Annotated in this window: 13 protein-coding genes; 3 read left to right on the forward strand and 10 right to left on the reverse strand. The window is 56.2% G+C overall.

Annotated features, from left to right (window positions below; genetic code table 11):
- Positions 1 to 42: 42 nt before the first annotated feature.
- The 6 genes from FJ695_RS22350 to FJ695_RS22375 all read right to left on the reverse strand — a co-directional run bounded on the left by FJ695_RS22350 (position 43) and on the right by FJ695_RS22375 (position 8,287).
- Positions 43 to 1,929 carry an ABC transporter substrate-binding protein gene (locus FJ695_RS22350; RefSeq protein ID WP_141187498.1) on the reverse strand — a complete coding sequence of 629 codons (1,887 nt, stop codon included), beginning with the start codon at positions 1,927 to 1,929 and terminating at the stop codon, positions 43 to 45.
- Positions 1,926 to 3,818 (reverse strand): ABC transporter ATP-binding protein, encoded by a 1,893-nt coding sequence (locus FJ695_RS22355; protein WP_209010779.1) that lies wholly within the window; start codon positions 3,816 to 3,818, stop codon positions 1,926 to 1,928. The genes FJ695_RS22350 and FJ695_RS22355 overlap by 4 nt, the downstream gene beginning before the upstream one ends.
- A 183-nt stretch (positions 3,819 to 4,001) precedes the next feature.
- A complete protein-coding gene (locus FJ695_RS22360) occupies positions 4,002 to 5,882 on the reverse strand; it encodes an adenylate/guanylate cyclase domain-containing protein (RefSeq protein WP_141187499.1) in 1,881 nt (626 codons plus the stop codon).
- 89 nt (positions 5,883 to 5,971) lie between these two features.
- Complete coding sequence (locus tag FJ695_RS22365; RefSeq protein ID WP_141187500.1) at positions 5,972 to 6,571, reverse strand: NUDIX domain-containing protein; 600 nt, start codon at positions 6,569 to 6,571, stop codon at positions 5,972 to 5,974.
- A gap of 14 nt (positions 6,572 to 6,585) precedes the next feature.
- The gene (locus tag FJ695_RS22370) at positions 6,586 to 7,764 is read right to left on the reverse strand and encodes a CaiB/BaiF CoA-transferase family protein (protein WP_141187501.1); all 1,179 of its coding nucleotides are present in this window, start codon (positions 7,762 to 7,764) and stop codon (positions 6,586 to 6,588) included.
- A gap of 25 nt (positions 7,765 to 7,789) precedes the next feature.
- Positions 7,790 to 8,287 carry a class I SAM-dependent methyltransferase gene (locus FJ695_RS22375; RefSeq protein ID WP_141187502.1) on the reverse strand — a complete coding sequence of 166 codons (498 nt, stop codon included), beginning with the start codon at positions 8,285 to 8,287 and terminating at the stop codon, positions 7,790 to 7,792.
- 215 nt (positions 8,288 to 8,502) lie between these two features.
- Here FJ695_RS22375 and pepN point away from each other — a divergent pair, with 215 nt between their 5' ends.
- From pepN to FJ695_RS28205, 3 genes are all read left to right on the forward strand, one after another.
- The gene (gene pepN / locus FJ695_RS22380) at positions 8,503 to 11,148 is read left to right on the forward strand and encodes an aminopeptidase N (RefSeq protein WP_141187503.1); all 2,646 of its coding nucleotides are present in this window, start codon (positions 8,503 to 8,505) and stop codon (positions 11,146 to 11,148) included.
- A gap of 157 nt (positions 11,149 to 11,305) precedes the next feature.
- Positions 11,306 to 13,681, forward strand: a complete 2,376-nt coding sequence (locus FJ695_RS22385) for an ATP-binding protein (protein ID WP_141187504.1) — start codon at positions 11,306 to 11,308, stop codon at positions 13,679 to 13,681.
- 315 nt (positions 13,682 to 13,996) lie between these two features.
- Positions 13,997 to 16,441 carry a methyl-accepting chemotaxis protein gene (locus FJ695_RS28205; RefSeq protein ID WP_209010780.1) on the forward strand — a complete coding sequence of 815 codons (2,445 nt, stop codon included), beginning with the start codon at positions 13,997 to 13,999 and terminating at the stop codon, positions 16,439 to 16,441.
- 94 nt (positions 16,442 to 16,535) lie between these two features.
- On the opposite strand, the gene FJ695_RS22395 is transcribed toward FJ695_RS28205, so the two are convergent.
- From FJ695_RS22395 to FJ695_RS22410, 4 genes are all read right to left on the reverse strand, one after another.
- The gene (locus FJ695_RS22395; protein ID WP_141187505.1) at positions 16,536 to 17,414 is read right to left on the reverse strand and encodes an alpha/beta fold hydrolase; all 879 of its coding nucleotides are present in this window, start codon (positions 17,412 to 17,414) and stop codon (positions 16,536 to 16,538) included.
- A 123-nt stretch (positions 17,415 to 17,537) separates the two neighbouring features.
- Positions 17,538 to 20,537 (reverse strand): bifunctional [glutamine synthetase] adenylyltransferase/[glutamine synthetase]-adenylyl-L-tyrosine phosphorylase, encoded by a 3,000-nt coding sequence (locus FJ695_RS22400; RefSeq protein WP_209010781.1) that lies wholly within the window; start codon positions 20,535 to 20,537, stop codon positions 17,538 to 17,540.
- Positions 20,488 to 21,948: a HAMP domain-containing sensor histidine kinase gene (locus FJ695_RS22405; protein WP_141187506.1), complete on the reverse strand. Its 1,461-nt coding sequence runs from the start codon at positions 21,946 to 21,948 to the stop codon at positions 20,488 to 20,490. The genes FJ695_RS22400 and FJ695_RS22405 overlap by 50 nt, the downstream gene beginning before the upstream one ends.
- Positions 21,932 to 22,618, reverse strand: a complete 687-nt coding sequence (locus FJ695_RS22410) for a response regulator transcription factor (RefSeq protein WP_141187507.1) — start codon at positions 22,616 to 22,618, stop codon at positions 21,932 to 21,934. Before FJ695_RS22410 ends, FJ695_RS22405 begins: the two co-directional genes overlap by 17 nt.
- Between the last annotated feature and the right edge of the window lie 95 nt (positions 22,619 to 22,713).

Here is a 22,713-nt window from a genome sequence, read left to right on the forward strand (position 1 = left end):
CTTTGAAGTCGCGTAGGGGTGGATCCAGGTCTCGTTCAGACCTTACTTAGCCATATAAAACTCATCCATGCGATGAATTCCATAATGCGCACCCGGATCCCAGCCATAGATGCCTTCGAGCGGAACGTTTTTGACCCCCTTGACCACGACAGGCTGGCGGACGCCTGAAACCAAGCCAATGCGGATGGTTTCGTCCGCATGGATCTGGAGCATTTCTTGCCAAATCGCCGTGCGCTCGTCCGGTGTCTTGGAAACCAGCCAGGCTTCATAAAGCTCCATCAACCGCTTGGCAGGCGCCCAATCCATTGGTTCACCGCCAGATCCCTTGGTTTCATAGTGATCGCCCCAGGCGTGCCAGGTCAGGCTCTCCGATTGCACCGGTGCAAGCTCCTCTGGGTCCATATCAGCGGTCGGAATACCATTATCCATGCCCCACCAAACCGACATCACCAGATCACCGGTGATCGCGCGTTCACGCAGGTTGTCGCGCTGGCTCGGCTTGGCAAACAGCTTGACGCCGATGTCTTTCCAGTTCTCAGCAATCAGTTCAAGAGCATCGGATTGGGTTTCGCTCTCGCCGGACGTCTCAACAATGATCTCCAGTGGCCGTCCGTCAGGCATCAGGCGGATCCCCTTGCCGTTCCGCTCCGTGAGGCCAATTTCGTCCAGCAGCGCATTCGCTTTTTCTGGATCGTATTCGGCCCACTTCCTGGTGTATTCCGGCAAATAAAGCGGGCTCATGCTCAACACGGTGTCGTTGCCCGGTGTTCCGAGGCCGAAAAACAGAACCCGGTTCAAGAGGTTCCGGTCGATCCCGATCGACAAAGCATGACGGAAACGGGTGTCACGCATCAGTTTCCGCCAGACAGGGTCCTTGACGGTCAAGTTTGGCAGGATCGACATTTCCGACCCCTTGGCATTGGACCAAAGCGCGGTCACATAATCGTTCAGCTTCTCGCCCTTTTTCAGCACGGTGATGTCAGAAAAGCTCAAATTACGCGCCTGAAGATTGCTTTCTCCGGCTTGGGTCTTTGCCGGGATCAGCTTGCCATCGGCAACAGTCATGATGACTTCGTCGATATACGGCAGTTGCTGGCCCGTGCTGTCGATGCGGTGGTAGTACGGATTCCGTTCTAAGATGAACCGCAGGTCACTGTTGTCATTGCTGCGCACCCAAGGCTGAAGCGTCGGCAGGTCCACATTGCGGGCGCTGTACATTTCGTCTTTCTTGCCGTGCAGAGGCGCCCAGCTGCGGGCTTTTACCTTGGCAGCCTCGGAGGCAATGAAATCCGGATCGCCGTATTTCTCATGGTATTGCTTCAAATAATGCGCCGGACGGTAGATGAACGGCGGGCGCGCCTTGGCAAGATGTGGCAAGAACAAGGGATTGGGAGCATCCCAAGTAAAGCGGACAGAAGTCTCGTCAATCACTTCGAATTTCGGACCTTTGCCATCCGCCAGAAGAAACGGCGGCAGGCCGGATGGGGTCAGCTTCTCGTTGGTGACGACATCTTCAAAATAGTAGCGGAAGTCTTCAGCCCCAAAAGGATGCCCGTCAGACCATTTGTGACCTTCCCGGGTATGCAGCGTAAAGATACGCCCGTCCTCGACTTCAACACTCTCCAGCAGATCTGGAACCAGTTCGAGCTTGTCGTTGTAGCCCATCAGGCGCGCATAGCCCCAAACATTGATCAACCGAACGTCTTTTGCTCGCCCAATCAAAGTATTCAGAGAACCACCATGCTTGCCTATGGTCCGCCCTTTGGCTTCCAAATCCACGACAAGTGGTTCAGACGGCACGCGCTCAGCAACAGGTGGCAAATTCGGATCGAGCCCCGGAATTTCTTTCAATTCCAGGGCGGCCACAGGCCCGGCGAGCGCAAAGGCGGACAGGAAGACACCTGACGCCAAGGCTTTTTTAAAGTTCATGCTGCAGTCCCCTCAAGCGCCCCGGCATTCTTAAGGCCAGGTGCGCAGACATAATGTTCTGGTTCTATTTCAAAGAGCGATGGACGGTCACCACCGGTCAGCCGAAAGGGTTCCGGCCAAAGGTGCGGTTCCGATGCACGATTGGCATCGAGAGCCGCAAAATCTAGAGGCGCCGACAGATCTGGCTCCGGAACAGCCGACAACAGCGCCTTTGTGTAAGGATGAAGCGGATTGGAGACGACTTCCCGGGTTTCTCCAAGCTCGACCAGCCGGCCGCGGCACATCACGGCGATCCGGTCTGCGATGTAGTCGACAACCGCCAAATTATGACTGACGAACAGATACGTGAGATTGAGGTCCCGCTTCAGATCTTGAAGCAGGTTCAAAATCTGCGCCTGTACCGACACGTCCAGCGCGGACGTCGGCTCATCGCACAAAATAAATTCTGGATTGAGAGCAAGCGCTCGGGCGATTCCGATCCGCTGACGCTGACCGCCGGAGAAGGAATGCGGATACCGGCGCAGGAACCTTGGGTCGAGCCCTACGAGTGTCATAAGACCGCGGACCCGCTCGGCCCGTTCTTCCGCAGTGCCAATGTTATGCACCTCGAACGGTTCGGACAGGATGTCGTTGACAGTCATTCGCGGGTTTAGCGAGGAAAACGGATCCTGGAAAATCAGCTGAACCCGGCGGCGGTAGTCCATCAAATCAGCGCCAGACAGATCGGCTATGTTTTCAAGCCCGTGGCCGCGATTGTAGACGACTTCGCCGTGTTCCAGGCCAATCGCCCTCAGGATCGCCTTAGCAGCCGTCGTTTTACCCGATCCCGATTCACCAACCAAACCAAGGCATTCGCCGCGTTTGATGGTCAAATTGATGCAATCCAGCGCTGTCAGGGTTTTGGGTTTCGATCCGAAAAAAGATCCCTTGCGAAGGGTGAATTCCTTGGTCGCATTGCGCATTTCGACCAGCGTCTCACCTGGCAACACATCACACTTCGGCCGGTTCTTCGTTAGGTCATCCGACTTTACTTCGATTGGACGGATCGGCACCAGCCGCTCGTTTTTGTCCATATGAAAGCCTGGAACCGCATTCAAAAGCGCCTTCAGGTAATCATGCTGCGGGTTGGAAAAGAGCTGCTCTGCGGTGCCTTTTTCCATGATCCGGCCATGATAAATCACCGCAATCTCGTCTGCCATATTGGCGACCACACCAAAATCATGGGTGATCATCAGAACTGACATTCTGAGTTCTGATTGCACATCGCGAATGAGTTTTAAGATCTCCGCCTGAATGGTTACATCGAGCGCAGTCGTCGGCTCGTCGGCGATCAGCAGCGCTGGCCGGCAAATCATGGCCATCGAAATCATCGCACGCTGGCGTAATCCGCCGGACAATTCGAACGGATACGTGTCCAAAGCGCGCGCGGGGTCCGGAAACTGAACCAAACGCAGCATTTCTTGTGTCAGTTCACGGGCTTCCGCTCCAGAAACGTTGCGGTGGAGCATGGCCGCTTCGCCGATCTGATCGCCGATCGTATGCAGTGGCGACAAAGACGTCATCGGCTCTTGGAAAATGATCGCGACCCGATTGCCGCGCAGATGGCGCATTTGCGGGCCCTTACGGTCCAACGCGGCAATGTCGACTGGCTGCTCGGTGCCGGTAGGATCAGATAGGATAACTTTGCCGGCGGTTACCGACGCCGCCTGCGGCAGCAAACCCATGATTGTCTGGGAAATGACCGTTTTTCCGGAACCAGACTCTCCCACGAGAGCCACGGTCTTGTTCTCCGGCACAACGAAAGACACATCGTCGACGGCCTGCGTCCGGCCTTCGGCAGTATTAAACTCTACTGTCAGCCCCTCGATGGAGAGAACATTCACCGTCATTTACCTCCCAGCGCCCGGATTGTCCGCGAGACCTACTAAGCCCATGTTGCAAAACAAAGACAATCAAATTCGTGCTGCATTAGCAACGCAATAATCTAGTATCGGGCGCTGTGATCTAAATCACATGTTCAGAATAAACTTTTGAAAGGCGTATTATGCCCACAGGTAAGGACAAAACCGCCCTTACTCTGCGGCGGAAACCGGGGCAATGCCGGGCTCTTCTTCCTGCGCTGACACCGCTCCCACTGGGTCGAGCCAATAGACATCCATTCGGCCGCTACGGCCGCGCAAGTGGTGCGCACCCACTTCTTTCTGGCTTCGCTCATTGGGAAGGCGGCGCACGGTTTCAGCGCTGGCAAGAATCGTCACCTCTGGATCCCCTGCCACCTCGCGGCCCAAATGCTGCAGCCGTTCGGCGGCGTTCACCGTGTCGCCCACAACCGTGTAGTTCCAGCGATCAAGGGCGCCGACATTGCCGACCAAGGCTGGACCGGTGTGAATGCCGATACGCATGCGAATCTGCGGCAGGCCCTCCGCTTGTGCGGCTTCATTGGCCTCTTTTAAGGCAGCCGCTATCTTGCGGGCCGTCCGCACAGCCGCTTCCGCATGATCCGGCTGGTCATCCGGCGCACCCCAGAAGGCAAGCATGCCGTCGCCCAAGAATTTGTCGACAGTCCCACCTTCACTCTCAACGGCTTCCACCAGAATCGCAAAATGCTGGTTGAGCAAAGCAGCTGCCTGTTCAGCGCTCATATTCTCAGAAAGCGCGGTGAAGCCGACAATATCGCTGAACAGAATCGTCAGCTCCGCTTTGCGGGCTTCCGCAGCCTTCTCTCCCCCAAGCCGCATCAACTTGATGAACAAAGACCGGGGCACATAGGTGTTCATGGCTTTTAGGCCTTCAACCATCGCGTTGAAAGCCGACGCCACCTGATCCATTTCGGCGATCCGGCTTCTCGGCAATGGCTCAACATCATGCAGCGATAAAGTTGCTACCTTTTCGGATTGCCGCGACAGGTTCCGCAAAGGTCGTGAGAACCGGCGGCCGAGCCAAATGGCGATCAGAACGGAAACAACAAGTGCTCCAAGGCCAACAAATCCGGACCCGGCCAAACGCTCGACTTCCCGAGAGACGGTCGCGCCCAAATAATACTGTCCGACGGTCAACGGTTCGGCACTGAAACCTGATACTGTACTCCGCATCATCAGATAAACATCAGCTTCCGTCTCGATAACTGAAACTTCGATACCAAGTTTCGACGCGCGCCCAAATTCATCCAGCGGATCTTCTTGGCCGATGGCTGCTAAAACCGGATCTCCGACGGTTTCCCAGGATCCAGGCAAGTTTTGAGATATGCTTCCGCCGGTCTGTATCCAGTCGGCGTCAGAGTGCATCAGCACCTCGCCATCACCACCCAGAATGAAAACCGTGTTGTCGACACCCTCATCCTGCCCGGCAACAATCTGCGCCAGGTTCTCCATGGAGCTTGCAGCGGTTAAGGCGGCAAACATTTCACCTTCATAGACCAAAGGCACCGTCACATTGGCGAACAAGCCCACCTCGTGACGCATAATCGGACCCCAAACCGGACCGCTCTCAGCAGTGATCTCCGGAAAATTCTCCGGTTTCATTCCCGGTGCAGGCACATCGGAGTTGATCCGCCACAGTTTTCCGCTTGGAGCACGATAAACACCAATTCGCCGCCCTTCGCTGTCTGTAACGGCAAGAGTAGTCAAATCCGTGTTGGTTTTGAGGGCAATGGAAAAGTCCTCAAAAATGCGCTTGCGATCTTCAAGGGATAGAGTGCCGTCTTCAAAAAACGGCTTGAGCCCAACCACAGCATTTTCAACGGACTGAAAATGGGTCTGAATTTGGCTTTCCAGCGCTTGGGTGCTCAAGATCGTCTTGTCGTTCAACAAAGAGAACGTATTCTTGATATTCGCTGACACTGACAAGGCCAGCACGAGCCCGATAGCGATAGCAACAAAACCGCCAAAGCCCAGCCCGACGATCGTCGCGAGCTTCAGCCGAAACCGGCTGGGTTTGCGGAAAATGCGCACCATCGGGCTTTGTCCTTTCATAACTTCAGTGTTTCATTGCCTGACAGTTGCCGTCAAATTATGGCAATCAACACAACAAAGCCTTTCCAATTTCATTTCGTATCTGAGGTAGCGAGTGTTTTGCTCAGTGCAAGATCTTGCAGGAGAATCACGGTTTTTGCATCCCGGATCCGGCCGTCGCCTATCATTTCGAGGGCCTCCGTCAGTGGAATATGAAGCACTTCAATATCTTCGCCTTCATGTTCTGCACCGCCGCCCTCACCCTTTTTGTGGCCATCGAGGTAGTGGCCGCGGAAGAAGGATAGAAATTCGGTGACCGACCCGGGGCTCATTTGCAGGTCATAGAGATGTTCCAACTCCGACACCTCAAAGCCGGTCTCTTCCATCAGTTCCGACCGCATGCGCTCTTCCGGATGAGCTCCTTCCAGGAGCCCAGCGGGCGCTTCGATGAAGCTTTCCGTCCCGTCGACCAGCCAGACCGGCAGACGGAACTGGCTTGTTAGAAGAACACATTCTGTTTCTGGATTATGGAGCAAGCAGACCGCGCCGTGGCCTCGGTCGTAAACTTCGCGGGTTTGCTGCTGCCACGCGCCGTCCCGCCGCCGGTAATTCAGCGTGTATTTGGTCAGTTTGCCCCAGTTTTGCGATAGAACCTCGGATTGAAGGATTTTCAGTTTTTCTTCATTGCTCATGAAAACTCCAAAAATCAGTCTTTTTCCGCCAATCCCAATTCCTTGAGAATCTCTGCCGTGTGTTCCCCAAGCGCTGGTGCTGCCCTTTCCAGAACGAGATTGCCGTTTTTGAAACGGATCGGCGAGCGGACCGAAGCTACAGAACCGCCCTCAACATCCGTGGCAGGCAGTTCCACTTTCATGGCGCGGTGCTGGATCTGCTTGTCTTCGAAAACGTCTTCGACGGAGTTGATCGGCCCGGCCGGCACGCCTTCCAGTTCCAACGCTGCCAGGAGGTCGTCGCGGGTCCTTGCCGCAGTCTCGGCAACCAGAATCTCAACCAGCTCAGTCCGGGAGGCGACACGTGCCGCGTTTGTTGCATACCTTGGATCTTCAGCCAGCTCCGGCCGCCCGAGCACACCGCACAAACGCCGGTATTGGCTATCATTGCCAACTGCAATGATCAGATGGCCGTCTTTTGCCGGAAACACTTGATAAGGCACGATGTTGGGATGGGCATTGCCGAGGCGCTTTGGTGTTTTGCCGGAGACAAAATAATTAAGGGCCTGGTTCGCCAGCACGCTCACCTGCGCATCCAAGAGCGCCATGTCGACCCATTCACCGTCACCGGTTTCATCCCGGCGGCGGAGCGCAGCCAGAACCCCGATCACGCCATATAGGCCGGTAAAAATGTCGGCAAAGGCAACGCCGATTTTTTGCGGATCACCGTCCGGGTCACCGGTGAGATCCATGATCCCCCCCATGCCCTGGATCATAAAGTCATAGCCGGCCCGATGCGCATACGGCCCCTCTTGGCCAAATCCGGTGACCGAGCAATAGACCAGCTTCGGGTTGACAGCAGAAAGGTGCTCGTAGTCGAGCCCGTATTTGGCAAGGCCGCCGACCTTAAAATTCTCAACCAGAACATCAGCATCCGCGACGAGTTTGCGAACAATTTCTTGCCCCTCCTCGGTGCGGAAGTCGACCGTAATCGAGCGTTTGCCGCGATTGCACGAGTGAAAGTAAGCTGCATCGCCTGCTTCGCCCTCGGACGTGGTCAAGAAAGGCGGCCCCCAGCCGCGCGTGTCATCGCCCTGCGGACTTTCGACCTTGATTACTTCGGCGCCGAGATCAGCAAGCGTCTGACCAATCCAGGGCCCCGCGAGAATACGGGCCAATTCTACGACCTTGATGCCTTTGAGCGGCGCAGTCATTCGTTTTGTCCTTGAAGTTCCGGTATCAGGCTTCGGATGTCTTGCGATAGATGAAGTTGCGGTCTGCCTTAATCCCTTCCGGGTTTTCCAGAAGTTCGAAGTTGGCCAGTTTCAATTCCAGGCCGGTCAGAACATAACCGCCGACCGCCATGCGGTCGTTGATCAAGGGGGCAAGCCAGTGAACCGTTGCAAGATCCGTTGTCGGATCGCCGGAGCCCAGATCAACATGGGCAAAGGACGCTTTGCCGCCGACACGCGGCTCGCAGAAGCCCAATGTGTCGCGAATATCGCCCTGGATCATATGGTGGGCGTCCGGCGCGCAGCTCGGATGGCAGGTGAGCGCATGATCAAAAACGAAGATTTCCTTATTCGGATAAATCTCGCGCAGGTGATCATAGGTCCGGCCGTTGCCTAGTCCCAATTCAAGGATTGGGCCTTCGACCTCGTTCACCTTGTCGACAAGGTACTCAAGGATGATTTTCTGGGAAGTCATACGGCGGATGAAGCTGTCCAAACGGCTCATTTAAAAAGTCCTGACTGTGCAACACGGTTGCACTGCATAGACCGTGTCCTGCATCAGGTCAAAGCCGATAAGGTGCAGTTTTCGAAGTATTGCTCCGCAAACACTTCAACTGCAGGGTAAAGGCGGCCTTGCCCCGTTGACGAACCGCCACAATGTCTGCAAACGGGACAGCTAACAAAAACCGCACGCACGCGGAGCACTTCGGGGAGACATCGATGCAATCCAAAACGGCGCCCGCCATCCGCCTGGAAGACTATCAGCCGCCGGCCTACCGCATCGAAACCGTTGATCTCGATATCCGTCTTGATCCCAAGGCCACGATCGTCGCCGCAGAGCTGTCGGTCGTCCGGCAGCCGGACACAGCCGGCCATGTGCCGCTGGTGCTGGATGGCGACAATTTGAAATTGCTGTCGCTTGAGCAGAACGGCAAAACCGTTCCGGAAGACCACTACAAAACATCAAAAACGGCTTTGGAACTGGCCGCGCCGGAGGAAGATCGTTTCACACTGACGATCACCACAGAAGTCAACCCGGACGCCAACACCCAGCTGATGGGGCTTTACCGTTCGTCTGGAACCTATTGCACCCAATGCGAAGCTGATGGGTTCCGCCGGATCACTTACTTTCCGGACCGCCCGGATGTTCTGTCGGTCTACACCGTGCGCCTGGAAGCGCCTAAGACCAGCTGCCCGGTTCTGCTCGCCAACGGCAATTTGAAAGAAACCGGTGAAATCGCCGGGACCGGCAACCATTTTGCCATTTGGCACGATCCGCACCCCAAACCGGCTTACTTGTTTGCGCTGGTCGCTGGGGATCTCGCTAAAGTTCCCGACAGCTTTATAACGGCCTCAGGAAACGCCGTTGAACTGAACATTTATGTCGAACACGGCAAGGAAGATCTCTGCGATTGGGCGATGGATTCTCTCAAACGGTCCATGCGCTGGGATGAAGACGCCTTCGGGCGCGAATATGACCTTGATGTCTTCAACATCGTTGCCGTCTCGGACTTCAACATGGGCGCGATGGAGAACAAGGGCCTTAACATCTTCAACGACAAATATGTGCTGGCGGACCCGGAAACGGCAACAGATCAGGACTATGCCAACATCGAAGCGGTGATCGCCCACGAATATTTCCACAATTGGACGGGCAACCGCATCACCTGCCGGGACTGGTTCCAGCTGTGCCTGAAGGAAGGCCTGACCGTCTTTCGGGACCAGGAGTTTTCAGCGGACATGCGCTCGCGACCTGTAAAGCGCATTTCCGATGTCAAACTTTTGAAAATGCACCAGTTTCCGGAAGACGCCGGGCCGCTCGCCCACCCTGTGAGGCCGCGCGCCTATCAGGAGATCAACAACTTCTACACGGCAACCGTCTATGAAAAAGGCGCGGAAATCATCCGCATGCTGAAGACCTATCTTGGAGCAGAAGATTTCCGGTCCGGTCTTGATCTTTATTTTGACCGCCATGATGGCGAAGCGACAACAATAGAAGCGTTTCTCACCTGCTTTGAAGACGCCACAGGGACCGATCTCGACCAGTTCTCTCTCTGGTACGAACAGGCCGGCACACCTTTGGTCACGGCTGACACCAAATACGATCCGGACCAGCAAACCCTCACCGTGTCGCTCTCTCAGGAAATCCCGCCTCTTCCCGGCCAGAAGACAGCAAGGCCATCTGTCGTTCCGCTGCGCTTTGGACTGATCGGCGCCAATGGCCAGGATCTTGAGATTTCCGAGTGCGACGGCGCCGACGTATCTGGCGGTGTGTTGGTGCTCAACAAGGCGCGCCAGAAAGTCACTTTCAAGCAGATCCCGGACGCCCCGGTTCTGTCGCTCCTCAGAGACTTTTCAGCGCCTGTCCGCCTGACCCAGACCCTACCCTCAGAGGATCTGGTGTTCCTCGCCCGTCATGACACCGATCCCTACAATCGCTGGCAGGCAGTCCAGACCCTCGCGACACAAACTCTGATTGCCCGCACAGAAGCCGTGCAGCAGGGCACCAGCCATACAGACACAGACAGCTTGATCGATGTTTTGCGGAGCATTGTGGACGACCAGCAACTGGATCCTGCGCTGAAAGCCCAGGCTCTAACCCTGCCGACGGAAGCCGACATTGCTCAGGAGATTGGTAAAAACGTTGACCCGGACGCCATTCATAAGGCGCGCAACAACTTGCGCTCCGATATTGGGAGCGGCTTGAGCCAACATTTCCGAATGATCGCGGAAGAATTTTCTGCAATGGGTAAGTTCACCCCGGACGCCGAATCTGCCGGAAAACGCGCCCTCTCTAACCGGGCATTGCATTATTATGCGCTGTCTGGTGATCCATCCGCCAGCGCATTGGTCTCAGACCGGTTTGCGGCCGCCAATAACATGACCGACCGGCTGGCCGCTCTCACCATCCTGGTGCATGAGGCGATGAATGGCTCTGCCGAGGCTTTGGCGGCCTTTCGCGACAGGCACCAATCCAGTGCATTGGCGATGGACAAGTGGTTCATGACCCAGGCCACGGCGCCGCAAGACGAAACGCTGGATGCGATTTCCGAGTTGATGGCTAATCCGCTTTATGACGCGACCAACCCCAACCGGGTGCGCGCTGTCTTACATTCATTTGCCACCGGAAACCCGACCCAATTTGCCCGCCCTGATGGCAAAGGTTTTGAGCTCATTGCCGAATCAGTTCTTGAAATCGACAAGCGAAACCCGCAGGTCGCCTCCCGACTTTTGACAAGTTTCCGCTCTTGGAGGGCTTTGGAGAAACACCGGTCTGCCCTTGCAGAATCTGCGCTCCTGAGGATTTCATCAAGCGAAGAACTGTCGAGAGACTGCCGCGACATTGTCGACAGGACCCTGCAATAAACTTCAATACTGAAAAGTGTTAATGTAGCCGCTCGTATAAGACGGCTTTGTTAACCATTTTCTTCTTGGCCGACTCTAGACAAATACTGGCGTATTGATTCAAATGGAAGTGATTCGGGGCCTTGCTCCGGACCGGCGGTATTGAGGCACACTTCCAATGTCAAGAGCACTGGCTGGCTCCACTTCAGAGCGGAGCGGCACTAAGGATTCAGGAAGCAAAACAGAGGCAGGCGCACAAAAAGCGGCTTGGCCGGACCTGTTGAGTGCGGCCCGCTTCCAGCTCGAACGCTCCGACGGCTTGATGCGCCGCCTCATCCCTGCTCTGGCAATCTTCTTTCTCCTAATTCTAGCCGCTTACCGCATCGCCGAATTGGCGGCTGATTACACCGACACCCGCATAGAAGCCGAAACAACGCTCGAACTGATGGCGTCGGTAACCGCAGCACCTCTCAATGCAGCCAGCACGGAGATGCCGGAGGCGGGTTATCAAACCACCTTAAAGCGCGTACTGGCTGACAGCTTACCGGCAGGCGCGACCAGCAGTGGCCGGACATTTCTTATTTCGGGCGCTGACGGCAAAATCGCGGCATCTGCCCCCTTACAACCATCACTGGAAGGCCGCCCTCTTACGGACCTGCTAGGCCCATCCCAACCGCTGACCGTCTTTGGCGCCCGCGCGGGAGTTTTGTCCATTCCGATCGATCTGGATGGCCGGGACGACGCGGAACAAGTTTTAGCAACCGTGCGCCACCTGGATGGCCAGTTGGGCATGATCGCCGCGCTTCAGCCGGAAGCTGCCGTGTTTGCCAAATGGCGCAGCGCGCTCTCTGCCAATGTGACCATGTTCGTTGGCACATCGCTGGTGCTTCTCGCGGTCATCTACGGCTTCTTCAGCCAGGCAACCCGAGCCGAACAAGCGGATGAGCATTACGCCGCAACGCGCGCCCGTATTGACACCGCACTGACCCATGGCCGCTGCGGCCTATTTGACTGGGATCTGTCCCGCGGCCGGATCTTCTGGTCGTCTTCGCTGTATGAGTTGCTTGGCCGCGAACCCAAAGACGATATCCTCAGCTTTGCGGATGTCGCAGACATCACCCACCCGGACGACATCGACCTCTTGGGCCTTGCCGAACATCTTCTGGAAAGCGGCGAAACCCTGGTCGATGAAACTTTCCGCATGCGCCATGCCGACGGCAGCTGGATCTGGCTGCGCGCCCGCGGCGAAATCCAGCCGGAACCCGGCCGCGCCGAACCTCATCTGATCGGCATCTGCATCGACATCACGGAACAGCATCAACTGGCCGAACAAAGCCAGATGGCGGACCTGCGCCTGCGCGATGCGATCGAAACGATCTCCGAGGCTTTCGTGCTTTGGAACGCCAGCAACGAGCTGGTGATTTGCAACTCCAACTATCAGGCCTTGCACAATCTACCCGCCCATGCAGTCAAGCCGGGCACGCCCTATAAGACCGTCATGGCATCGGCCGAAAACGGCGCAGTTTCTCCGCAGCCGGTTCAAACCAGCCAGCGCCCAGGCGGCCCGGAAGGCGCTTATGAAGCCCAATTGGAAGATGGCCGCTGGCTGCAGATCTCGGAACGCCGGACCAAAGACGGCGGTTTCGTCTCGGTCGGCACGGACATTACCGCACTCAAAAAACACGAGGAGCGGCTGACAGATTCCGAAAAACGCCTGAAAGCCTCCGTTGCCGATTTGCAGCGCTCCCGGAAAACGCTGGAAACGCAGACACAGCAGCTGTCAGAAATGGCGGAGAAATACCAGGAAGAAAAGACCCGCGCGGAAGCCGCCAACCAGGCAAAATCTGAGTTCCTCGCCAATATCTCCCACGAGCTGCGCACACCGCTCAATGCCATCATTGGCTTCTCCGACATCATGACGCAGGAGATGTTTGGACCGGTTGGAACCGATCGTTACGCCGATTACTGCAAGGATATCTATTCCTCCGGCACCTATTTGCTCAATGTGATCAACGACATTCTTGACATGTCGAAAATCGAAGCCGGCCGCATGCAAATCGAAACGGAGGTCGTGAACGCCTTCGAAGCGACCCTGGATGCGGCCCGGATCGTCACCGGGGCCGCGACCGAAAAGAACATCACTGTCATCACCGATGTCGCCGAAGACCTTCATGTCGATGCAGACAAGCGCGCCCTGAAACAGGTGCTGTTGAACCTCCTGGCCAATGCCGTGAAATTCACGCCGGACAATGGCACCGTCAGCCTGAAAGTCCGGCCACGTGGCGATAAGCTGCGCTTCGAAGTCACCGATACCGGCATTGGCATTTCCGAGCGCGATATCGAACGGCTGGCACAGCCGTTTGTGCAGGTGGAAAACCAGTTTACGAAAACCCACCAGGGCTCCGGACTTGGCCTCGCCATTGCCCGCTCACTGGTGGAAATGCACGGCGGCAAACTGAACATTCAGTCCGAGGTCAAAAAAGGCACCGTCGTCAGCTTCTCCCTGCCCCTGGTGGACGAGGACAGCTGCGAAGCAACTGCCCAATCCGCCTGACCCCATAAATTTGCAAATTGTCTATGACGCTCAGGCTCCATGCGCAATTGGGTGTGCTTTTGCCGTCCGCAATCCTGCCATACAAAAAATATTTCGTAAGGCGTTTTCTTTTCGCAGCTAAATTGTTTTACCAATGAGATCAACAACGAACTAAGATAAAATAAGTTTTTACTCCAAACAAAACACGCAAAACAAATTTCCTACGCTACACATACAACAATTTCAAAATTTTTATTTACCCATCATTCACTGATTCCCCAGACTATTCTTTTCCATATTCGCCTTTTCCGATAATTACTCTAGGTAAGCATTGCAATGCTTGTTATGAAATTCTTCAAAAATCTAAACTTCACTTATAAAGTTTGCGGAGGCTTTGCTGCGATCCTTCTGTTAACTGCTGTTGTTGGCGGGATGGCAACCTTGGCTATTCTTGGGTTATCCGAACGAACACAAGTGTCGGATCAAGCCTCAGCTGCCATGGCCGGGTTAAGCAGAGTCTCCAGCACCCGGGAAACCTACCTCAACGCTCCGACCGAGCAAAGCGCATCACTTGCCAAGGACAGTTTGCAGAGCCTGCAAGCCCTGCTGAAACCGCTGCGCGGTGCCGTCACTCCAGGATCAGATGAGGCAAACAAGCTCAATACAGCGATCCAGAAGGTCGGTGTTTTCAAAATTACATTACAGAAGTTGACCGCCGCGATGAGTGCGCAACGATCCGCTCTTGAAACCGTCATGGTCTCCAGTGGACAGCTGGCCAATCTGACCCAAGTGATCAGCGACCGCGTCGCCAAGGAACAGCAATCTGCCGAGTCGGCGGCGGAGGCTGCCAAAACAACCCAGGACGCCGCCCGGGTCTACGGAAGCGCCGCAGCTGCCATGCAAGCAGAAGCGCTCCGGCTTGCTCCTCGATTTGGCATTGGAGGCAAATACAAAAAGAAGGAGCTGACCGATGCAGTCATGGCCGAAATCAACGAGAGCCTAACCAAGCTGGTTGCAGCATCCAATGAACTTCAAACTGCAAACTTGTCGACGCTGAAGCCAGAAGACACAAAACTTCTGGCGGACCATGCGAAGGCTCTGACCGCGGCTCTTCCGGACCTTCTTGGAGAGACCAACCTTTTCAATAAGGCCAACAAAAAGAAGACCGTAGCCGATCTGATCGAGCACTTGAAAACCAACAGCTTGAGTGCCCGAATTGCCATTTATGAAACCTTTGGCGAAGAACTGGAAAAAGCAACACAGAACCAGACTCGTTTGGCGGCTCTGGCAGGCATCAGCCGGAACGCGATTGGCTTGGCCCAATCTGCCACATTAACCCGCGCCGGCACCGTTGAATATGCAACCGGCCTTGGCACGGCAAATGCGGATGCAATTCGGGCCATATCTAATAAACTTCAGCTGATTTCTGCCGATTTGGGAAAAGCTCACCTTACCATTCCAGAAGTCGCTGACAGTCTTGCATCCATCCAATCGGCAACAGCGGATTTTTCGAAGGCTTTCGAAAAAATCGTTACTGCAAAGACGGAACGGGATGCCTTGCTGGCGCAGATGCAAGAGTTGTCGGGTGAAGTTGCCAAGGACATCACAGCAGTTGCTGCGAGCCAATCAGACCTGACCCGATCTGCCAGCCAGAATGCTTTATTCCAGATTGGCGTCACGCTTGCCATCGCAATTGGTGCCGGCATTGTCCTGGCCTATTTCCTCAGCTTGGCTACCACACGGCCGATCCGGTCCTTGACCCTGGTCATGTCTCGCCTTGCCGGTGGCGAACGTGACATGGATATCCCGAACACGGACAGACAGGATGAAATCGGCGCCATGAGCCGCACGGTGGAAGTCTTCAAAACAAACGCACGAGAACGGGCCCGCCTTCGTGAGCAGCAAGAAACCGAGGCAGAAGCCCGACAAGCCCGCCAACGCCAAATCGACAGTCTCATCAATGGCTTTAGGGCAACTGCAAAAGACCTTTTGGGATCGGTTGGCTCAACAGCCGAAACGCTGGATGCCACGGCTCGGGACTTGACCGGAATTGCCCGGAACAGCGCAGCGAGGGCCGAGGCCACATTGGCCGCCTCGGGGGACGCTGCCCAAAACGTACAAACCGTCGCCTCGGCTGCGGAAGAATTGGCCGCCTCCATCGGCGAAATCAGTTCCCAGGTCGCCCGCACAACCGAAGTGGTTGGCCGCGCCACGGACGGCACCCGAACCACGAACCAGAAGGTTGAAGGCCTGTCTGCCTCCGCCTCCAAGATCGGCGAAGTGGTCACCCTCATCCAGGCAATTGCCGAGCAAACCAATCTGCTCGCCCTCAATGCAACCATCGAAGCCGCACGGGCGGGTGAAGCTGGCAAGGGGTTCGCGGTGGTCGCTGCCGAAGTCAAGGAACTGGCGACACAGACCTCAAAGGCGACCGAAGAGATTTCTTCCCAAATCGCAGCGATCCAGGTGGCGACGCAGGAATCAGCGGAGGCGATCGGCGCCATCACTGAAACCATGGATGAGGTGAACAGCTACACCAACGCCATCGCAATCGCAGTCGAACAACAGGGTGCGGCGACTTCAGAAATCTCCCGGAACATTCAACAAACGTCGGAGGGAACCCATGTGGTGACCAGCAATGTTACGGAGCTGAACGACGCAGTCACGCAGACCAACTCCTCAGCCGACCGGGTTGTTACCGCATCTAATGATCTCAATGCCAAAACTGACGCTCTTCAGACAGCCGTCGACCGTTTCCTGGAAGATGTTGCTGCGGCATAACACGGCATTGCACTGCGCACTAAAAGGGCATCCGCTTCATAGCGGATGCCCTGTTCTTTTGCTGTGTACCACTATGTGCGATTTACGCGTGATTTTAGGCAACCAAGTCTACAAGAATTTCCCGGGCACGGGTCCAGAGTAGGGAACCGCCCTCGTCTTCAAAGAAGTACCGGGTGGCGTTTTGAAGCCGGGTTTCCAAGAAGGCACCACCGTCCGGCGAGTGCACCGGGCTGACATCCTGGCCGCCATACCAGAGGCTGACCGGGCATGAGATACCCCCCCATTCAAACGTCCAGGGTGCCATGGCGGCTACGGTGTCCAGCGCATAACCTTTCGGGCCTTGCTGAAAACCGGCTTTGAGGCCCCGCCTGAAAGCCGACAGGAACGGTTCGGCGCTATAGAACGCCTTATCCAGATCCGAACTTGTCGATACGATGAACTCCAGAAAGCTCTCAGGTTCGGCGAAACTTTCCAGCATCGCGATCAATCCGGTCGGATCGGCTTCGGCTTGCTCGACCATCTGGCGGAGCTGGTCAGGCAGTCCGGACAAGAATTCCGGCTGGCAGAGTTCATCCTGCCCGGAGACAATTGCCAGTTTGCTCACCGGACCCATCGCGGCAAGCGCCAGGGCAAAGGGCACACCTTGGGACACCGCCGCAACCGGGATCTTTGCCGGGCTCAACCGGGTGATCAGTTCAGAAAAATCGCCGGCAACGGACAGCAAGGTCTTGTCCGGATCGAAGTCAGAACGTCCAAGACCGGGCCGGTCCGGTGCGATCAGACGGATGTTCAATTTCTCTAATGCATCCAAGCCAAAGGCAAATTCACCCGACGTCCCGGCGCCAGATATATAGAGAACCGGTTGTCCGGCCTCCGGGCCCCATTCGGACCAAGCCAGAGTGCGGCTATCTTGAAGAGTCATTTCAGCTATGCGGTCCGGCTGGCGGACGGCTTCGAGAGAGAGGGAATTCATTGTAAATCTCCGGGCAACGGAAAAGGTTCACTCGCTAGGAGTGATCAAAATCAATATTCAGGCCGCCGGCGCGGTGTGCTTCTACACCACTTTTCGATTCACTTCACCTGGAATAGTTATTTTTTACGAGGCCTCCGCCGCCTCAACAGGCCCAACAAGCCGTTCGAAGACTGCTCGAACCTGCTGCTGCAACTCGCCCAATTCGGCTTCCAGCCGTTCAAACGCCGGACTGCCCGAGGCCTGGAGCAACAGATCCAGAACGCCGCGCGGCGCTTCTGCCGGAACGAATTTGCCAGACAGTGCCAGCCGGAGAACCTGGGTCAAGCGGTGATAGAGGCGCAAGGCCTCCAGAAGCAGGCCGGAATCACCGCTCTCCAGACACCCGGCATCGCGAAGGTTTTCCAGAGCCTGTTCCGTGCCCTGCGCCAGAATCTCAGGATGATCATGGGCATGGGCCAGTTGCAGGTACTGAGCTATGAACTCGATATCGACCAGGCCTCCGGCCACCTGCTTCAAATCCCAGATGTCCTTGGTGCCTTTTTCCTTCTCGATCTTGGCCCGCATGGTCCGAACATCATCGGCGAGCTTTTGAATGTCCCGCGGCTGAACCAAAGTGCTGCAAATGCTGTCGTGGATCTTGTTTGAATAGGCCTCAGAGGTGGAGGCGATCACCCGCCCTCGGGTCAGCGCCATATGTTCCCAGGTCCAGGCCTCGTTCTTCTGATAGGAAATGAAGCCGTCAAGGTTGGTCGCCAGAGGTCCCGCATTGCCGGACGGGCGCAGCCGGAAGTCAACTTCGTACAGCGCGCCTTCTGCGGTTGGTGCCGATAAGGCCGTTACAAGCCGCTGGGTCAGCCGGGTGTAAAACTGGCTGATGGCGAGCGGGCGTTTTCCATCCGATTGTTTGACATCTTCCGGCGCTTCATAGAGCAAGATCAGATCAAGGTCAGACGCCGCCGTCATTTCGCGGCCGCCGAGTTTGCCCATGGCCAGAACCGCGACCTCTCCCCCCGGCACAGTGCCGTGGCTTTCGCCCACATGATCAACCACCTGGGTCATCAACCGGTCGACGACAACTTCCGCAAGCCGGGCAAGTGCAAAGCCGACCCGGTCTGCGGACAGGGTGTCAGAGATCAGACGGAGGCCAATCAGGAACTGCTGCTCCTGGGCAAAGATCCGCGCCCGGTCGAGCGCTTCTTCATAAAATTGGGATTGGGAGAGCGTGCGGTCGAGACCAATCCGGAACTCTTCAACACTTGGCATGGCGCCAAAAAACGCCGGATCCAGAACGGTATCAAGCACATGAACACGCTTGGACACAGTATCGGCCATGCGCGGTGCAGCGCCCATGGTTGTCGCCAAAAGCGTGAGCAGTTGCGGGTTTGATCTGAGCAACGAGAACAGTTGCACGCCCGCCGGCAGTTTGGCCATGAAGCTATCAAACGCCCGCAAGGCTGCATCCGCGTTGTCCGTTGCAGCGAGCGCGTTAAGCAGGACCGGGTGCATTTCGGTCAGACGTTCACGTGCCTTTGTCGACCGGGTGCAGGGATAGCGGCCAAAGTGCCAGGATTTGACGATCCCCGCCGCTTCGGCTGGCTGCTGAAATCCAAGTTTCGACAAGGTTTCCAGTGTGTCCGGATCATGATCATCGCCGGTGAAGACCAGATTGCCGGTTTCGGATGCAAGCGCTGGTTCGTCTTCAAACAATTCTGAATAATGATGCTGAACCTTGCGGAAATGGCCGAGAAGTTCCGTTTCAAAGGCGTCCAGCGTATCGAACCCCATCAGAGCGGATATCCGATTCAGGCCCTCCTCATCCTTGGGCAGAAGCTGGGTCTGTTCATCGTTCAGCATCTGAATGCGGTGTTCGACGGTGCGCAAAAATGTATAGGCGGCACCCATTTCATCCCGAGCCTGCGGCCGGATCCAATCTGTCTCGGTCAGTGCGTCCAGCATGTCGAGCGTGCGCCGTCCGCGCAGGGCGGGATTGCGCCCGCCGGCAATCAACTGCTGGGTTTGGACGAAAAACTCCACTTCGCGAATACCGCCGCGGCCAAGTTTGACGTTGTGGCCCGCGACCGCAATGGCACCATGGCCTTTATGCATATGGATCTGCCGCTTGATCGATTGCACATCGGCGATGGCGGCAAAGTCGAGATATTTGCGCCAGATGAACGGCGTGATTTCCTTTAAAAAGGCCTCCCCGGCCGGGATATCGCCTGCACAGGGCCGCGCCTTGATCAAGGCTGCCCGCTCCCAGTTCTGGCCGAGAGACTCGTAATAAACCAGCGCCGCCGGCATCGACATGGCCAGCGGGGTCGCACCGGGGTCCGGTCGCAGCCGCAAATCCGTGCGGAAGACATAACCGTCCGCGGTCCGGTCCTGCATGATCTTGACCAGCCGCCGGGTCATGCGCACGAATTCCACCGGCGCTTCGGCAGATCCGGCCATCGGCGCCTTGTCCGGATCGTAGAGCACGATCAAATCGATATCGGAAGAGTAATTCAGCTCATTGGCGCCGTGTTTGCCCATGGCCAGCACGATCAAACCGGAGTCGAGTTCCGGCTTCTCCGGATCTTTCGGTTCGAATTTTCCCCGCCGCGTCAGATCGCTGAGGCAGAACCGGATTGCGGCGGTCAGTGCCGCATCTGCAAATCCCGCAAGGGCTTTTGTGACTCGGTTAAGGCCAATCGCGCCGCAGATGTCGGCAAGGCCAAGCGTCAACGCCAAATCCTGTTTCAACAACCGAAGATCCCGGGTGATTCCGGCTTCATCATCGGCCTGGGCATTGCGGGCATTTTCCAAAATAGACGCCAGGCGGCGTTCCGGCGCATCTGAAACGATCTCCAGCAGCCGAACTGGATCCGTCATGATCAAATCGCGCAGATAGGAGGAGTTGCAGATGATCCCGGCCAGCAGCTCTTCCAGCTCCGGCGTTTTGTTCAAAAGGGTTTTTAGGGGCTCACCGGCTTCGGGATGCGCCAAAAGATCGGCTATGAAAAGACTGGCCCGGTCAAGATCCGTCACCAACGGAATGATCGCGATCCGGTCGGCAAGCGAACCGGCCTGTCCGTCATCCGTCTGTTGATGTGTCCCGTCCACTGCCATGCCCGTCTTGTCCATTACTGTTTCCGCCGCTTCCCGGCTCAGCCGGGGAAAGATCAATCCGGGCTATCAGACCCGGGTTTCCATTTGTGAAACGCAAGTTTCCACCATGCAAGCGGGCAACGGCTTTGACTAGGCTCAATCCCAAGCCAGTTCCAGGTTCTGACCGGCTTTCGTCCAGGCGCACGAACCGGTCCTGCACTCTTTCCTGTTGCTCATCGGGAATACCGGAACCATTGTCTTCAACACTCAACACGATCCGGGCGTCTTTTTCTTTTGCGGACAGACGGATCTTGAGATCGCCTTCTGACGGCCGACCATATTTCAAAGCATTTTCGATCAGGTTCACCAGACCTTGAACAACCAGCTCTTTCTGACAGCTGGCAAACACTCCATCTGTGACATTGATCTCCAGAACACCGCCCTCGTCTTCAATCAGCGGTTCATAAAGCTCAGCGATTTCGCTGACCAAACTCTTGACGTCAACACGCTCCAGACCGTCGCCCGGTGCCATGGCTTCGATGCGAGCGATACGCAGAAGGGCATTGAAAACCCTGAGCAATTGATCGGTTTCTGAGAGCGTATCTTCCAAAGCCGTTCGATATCCCTCACCGCTTTCCGCATCGCGCAAGGCACTTTCCACCCTGATTTGCAGCCGAGTGAGCGGCGTCTTCAAGTCGTGCGCGATGTTGTCGGTCACGTCTTTCATGGATCGCATCAGGAGTTCGATCCGGTCCAGCATCGTGTTCAAACTGACAGCAAGCCGGTCAAATTCATCATCATTTCCGGCGACCGGAAGCCGTTCGGTCAAATCCCCGGTCATGATGGTGCGGCTGGTATCGGTGATTTCATCGATCCGTTTCATCACCCGCCGGCTGACAAAAATCCAGGTGATTGCGGCCATGACAACAACCACGATGAGCCACAATCGCAGGGCATTTGCCAACAGGTTTGAGAATCTGAGTTGCTCGCCCAAATCGCGCCCGACCAACAGGCGGAAACCACCCCGCAGTTCAAAGGTGCGAACCATGGCCTGGCGTTCAACATCTGAGATATCCTGACCTTGCCGTGTGTAATGCACCCGGCGCAAACCACCATCAGCTTCTTCCAAAACAAGCGTTGGCAGGCGGGCGATGTTTCCGGCGAGGGCATTTCCAGCAAAGTCGACAAGAAGGTAGAGGCTGGCATCGGGGTGGCGGGAGCGCCGGTCGATGGTTTGCACCAGATCCCGGACACCGCCGCGGACATAGATATCCGACAGGCCGTTGAGTTCGGCATCGATGGTTTGCACCACCTGTTCCGACATCAGATTGTCGGTGTTCTGGGAAATATAGACCAGCAGGAACCCGGACAGCAGCGTGAACACCGCGATATAGAGCAGTGACAGCTTAAAAGCTGTGGTGCGGGTTACCCTACTGAGCCGCGTCACGGATCGTATATCCAGCACCGCGGATCGTGTGTAGCAACGGCGCTCCGAACCCTTTGTCGATCTTGCCGCGCAGCCTTGAGATATGCACGTCGATCACATTGGTCTGCGGATCGAAATGATACTCCCAGACGTTCTCCAACAGCATGGTCCGGGTGACCACCTGACCGGCGTTCTGCATCAGATACTCCAGCAGACGGAATTCGCGTGGCTGCAATGGAATTTCAGTTTCGCCGCGCCGGCAGGAGTGGGCCATGCGGTCCAGCGTCAAGTCACCAACCGTATAGGTCGTTTCTATCTGACTGGCTGTTTTCGGGCGCCGTGCCAGCGCTTCGACCCGCGCCTGAAGTTCGGTAAACGCATAGGGCTTCGGCAGATAGTCGTCTCCGCCGGCTTTCAGACCTGTCACCCGGTCATCGACTTGCCCCAGCGCAGACAGGATCAAAACGGGTGTGTGATTGCCGCTCTTGCGCAGCTCCTCAATGACCGACAGTCCGTCGCGCTTGGGCAGCATGCGATCAACAATCAGGATGTCATATTCGCTCTCAAGCGCCATTTGCAGGCCTGTTTCGCCGTCTCCGGCTTTGTCGGCCGTATGCCCCAGCTCGCTCAATCCCTTGACGAGATAGTTCGCAGCTTCGGGGTCATCTTCAATTACAAGAATCCGCAACATGGCTTTGTTGTACCGTGTGAGCGTTGAGAAGAAAATGGGCTGGCAACAACGTGGATGTGAAACGCTGCTGCCAGCCGTCATGCGCAAGACCGGCC

It is taken from the genome of Labrenzia sp. PHM005 (assembly GCF_006517275.1).
Taxonomy (GTDB): domain Bacteria; phylum Pseudomonadota; class Alphaproteobacteria; order Rhizobiales; family Stappiaceae; genus Roseibium.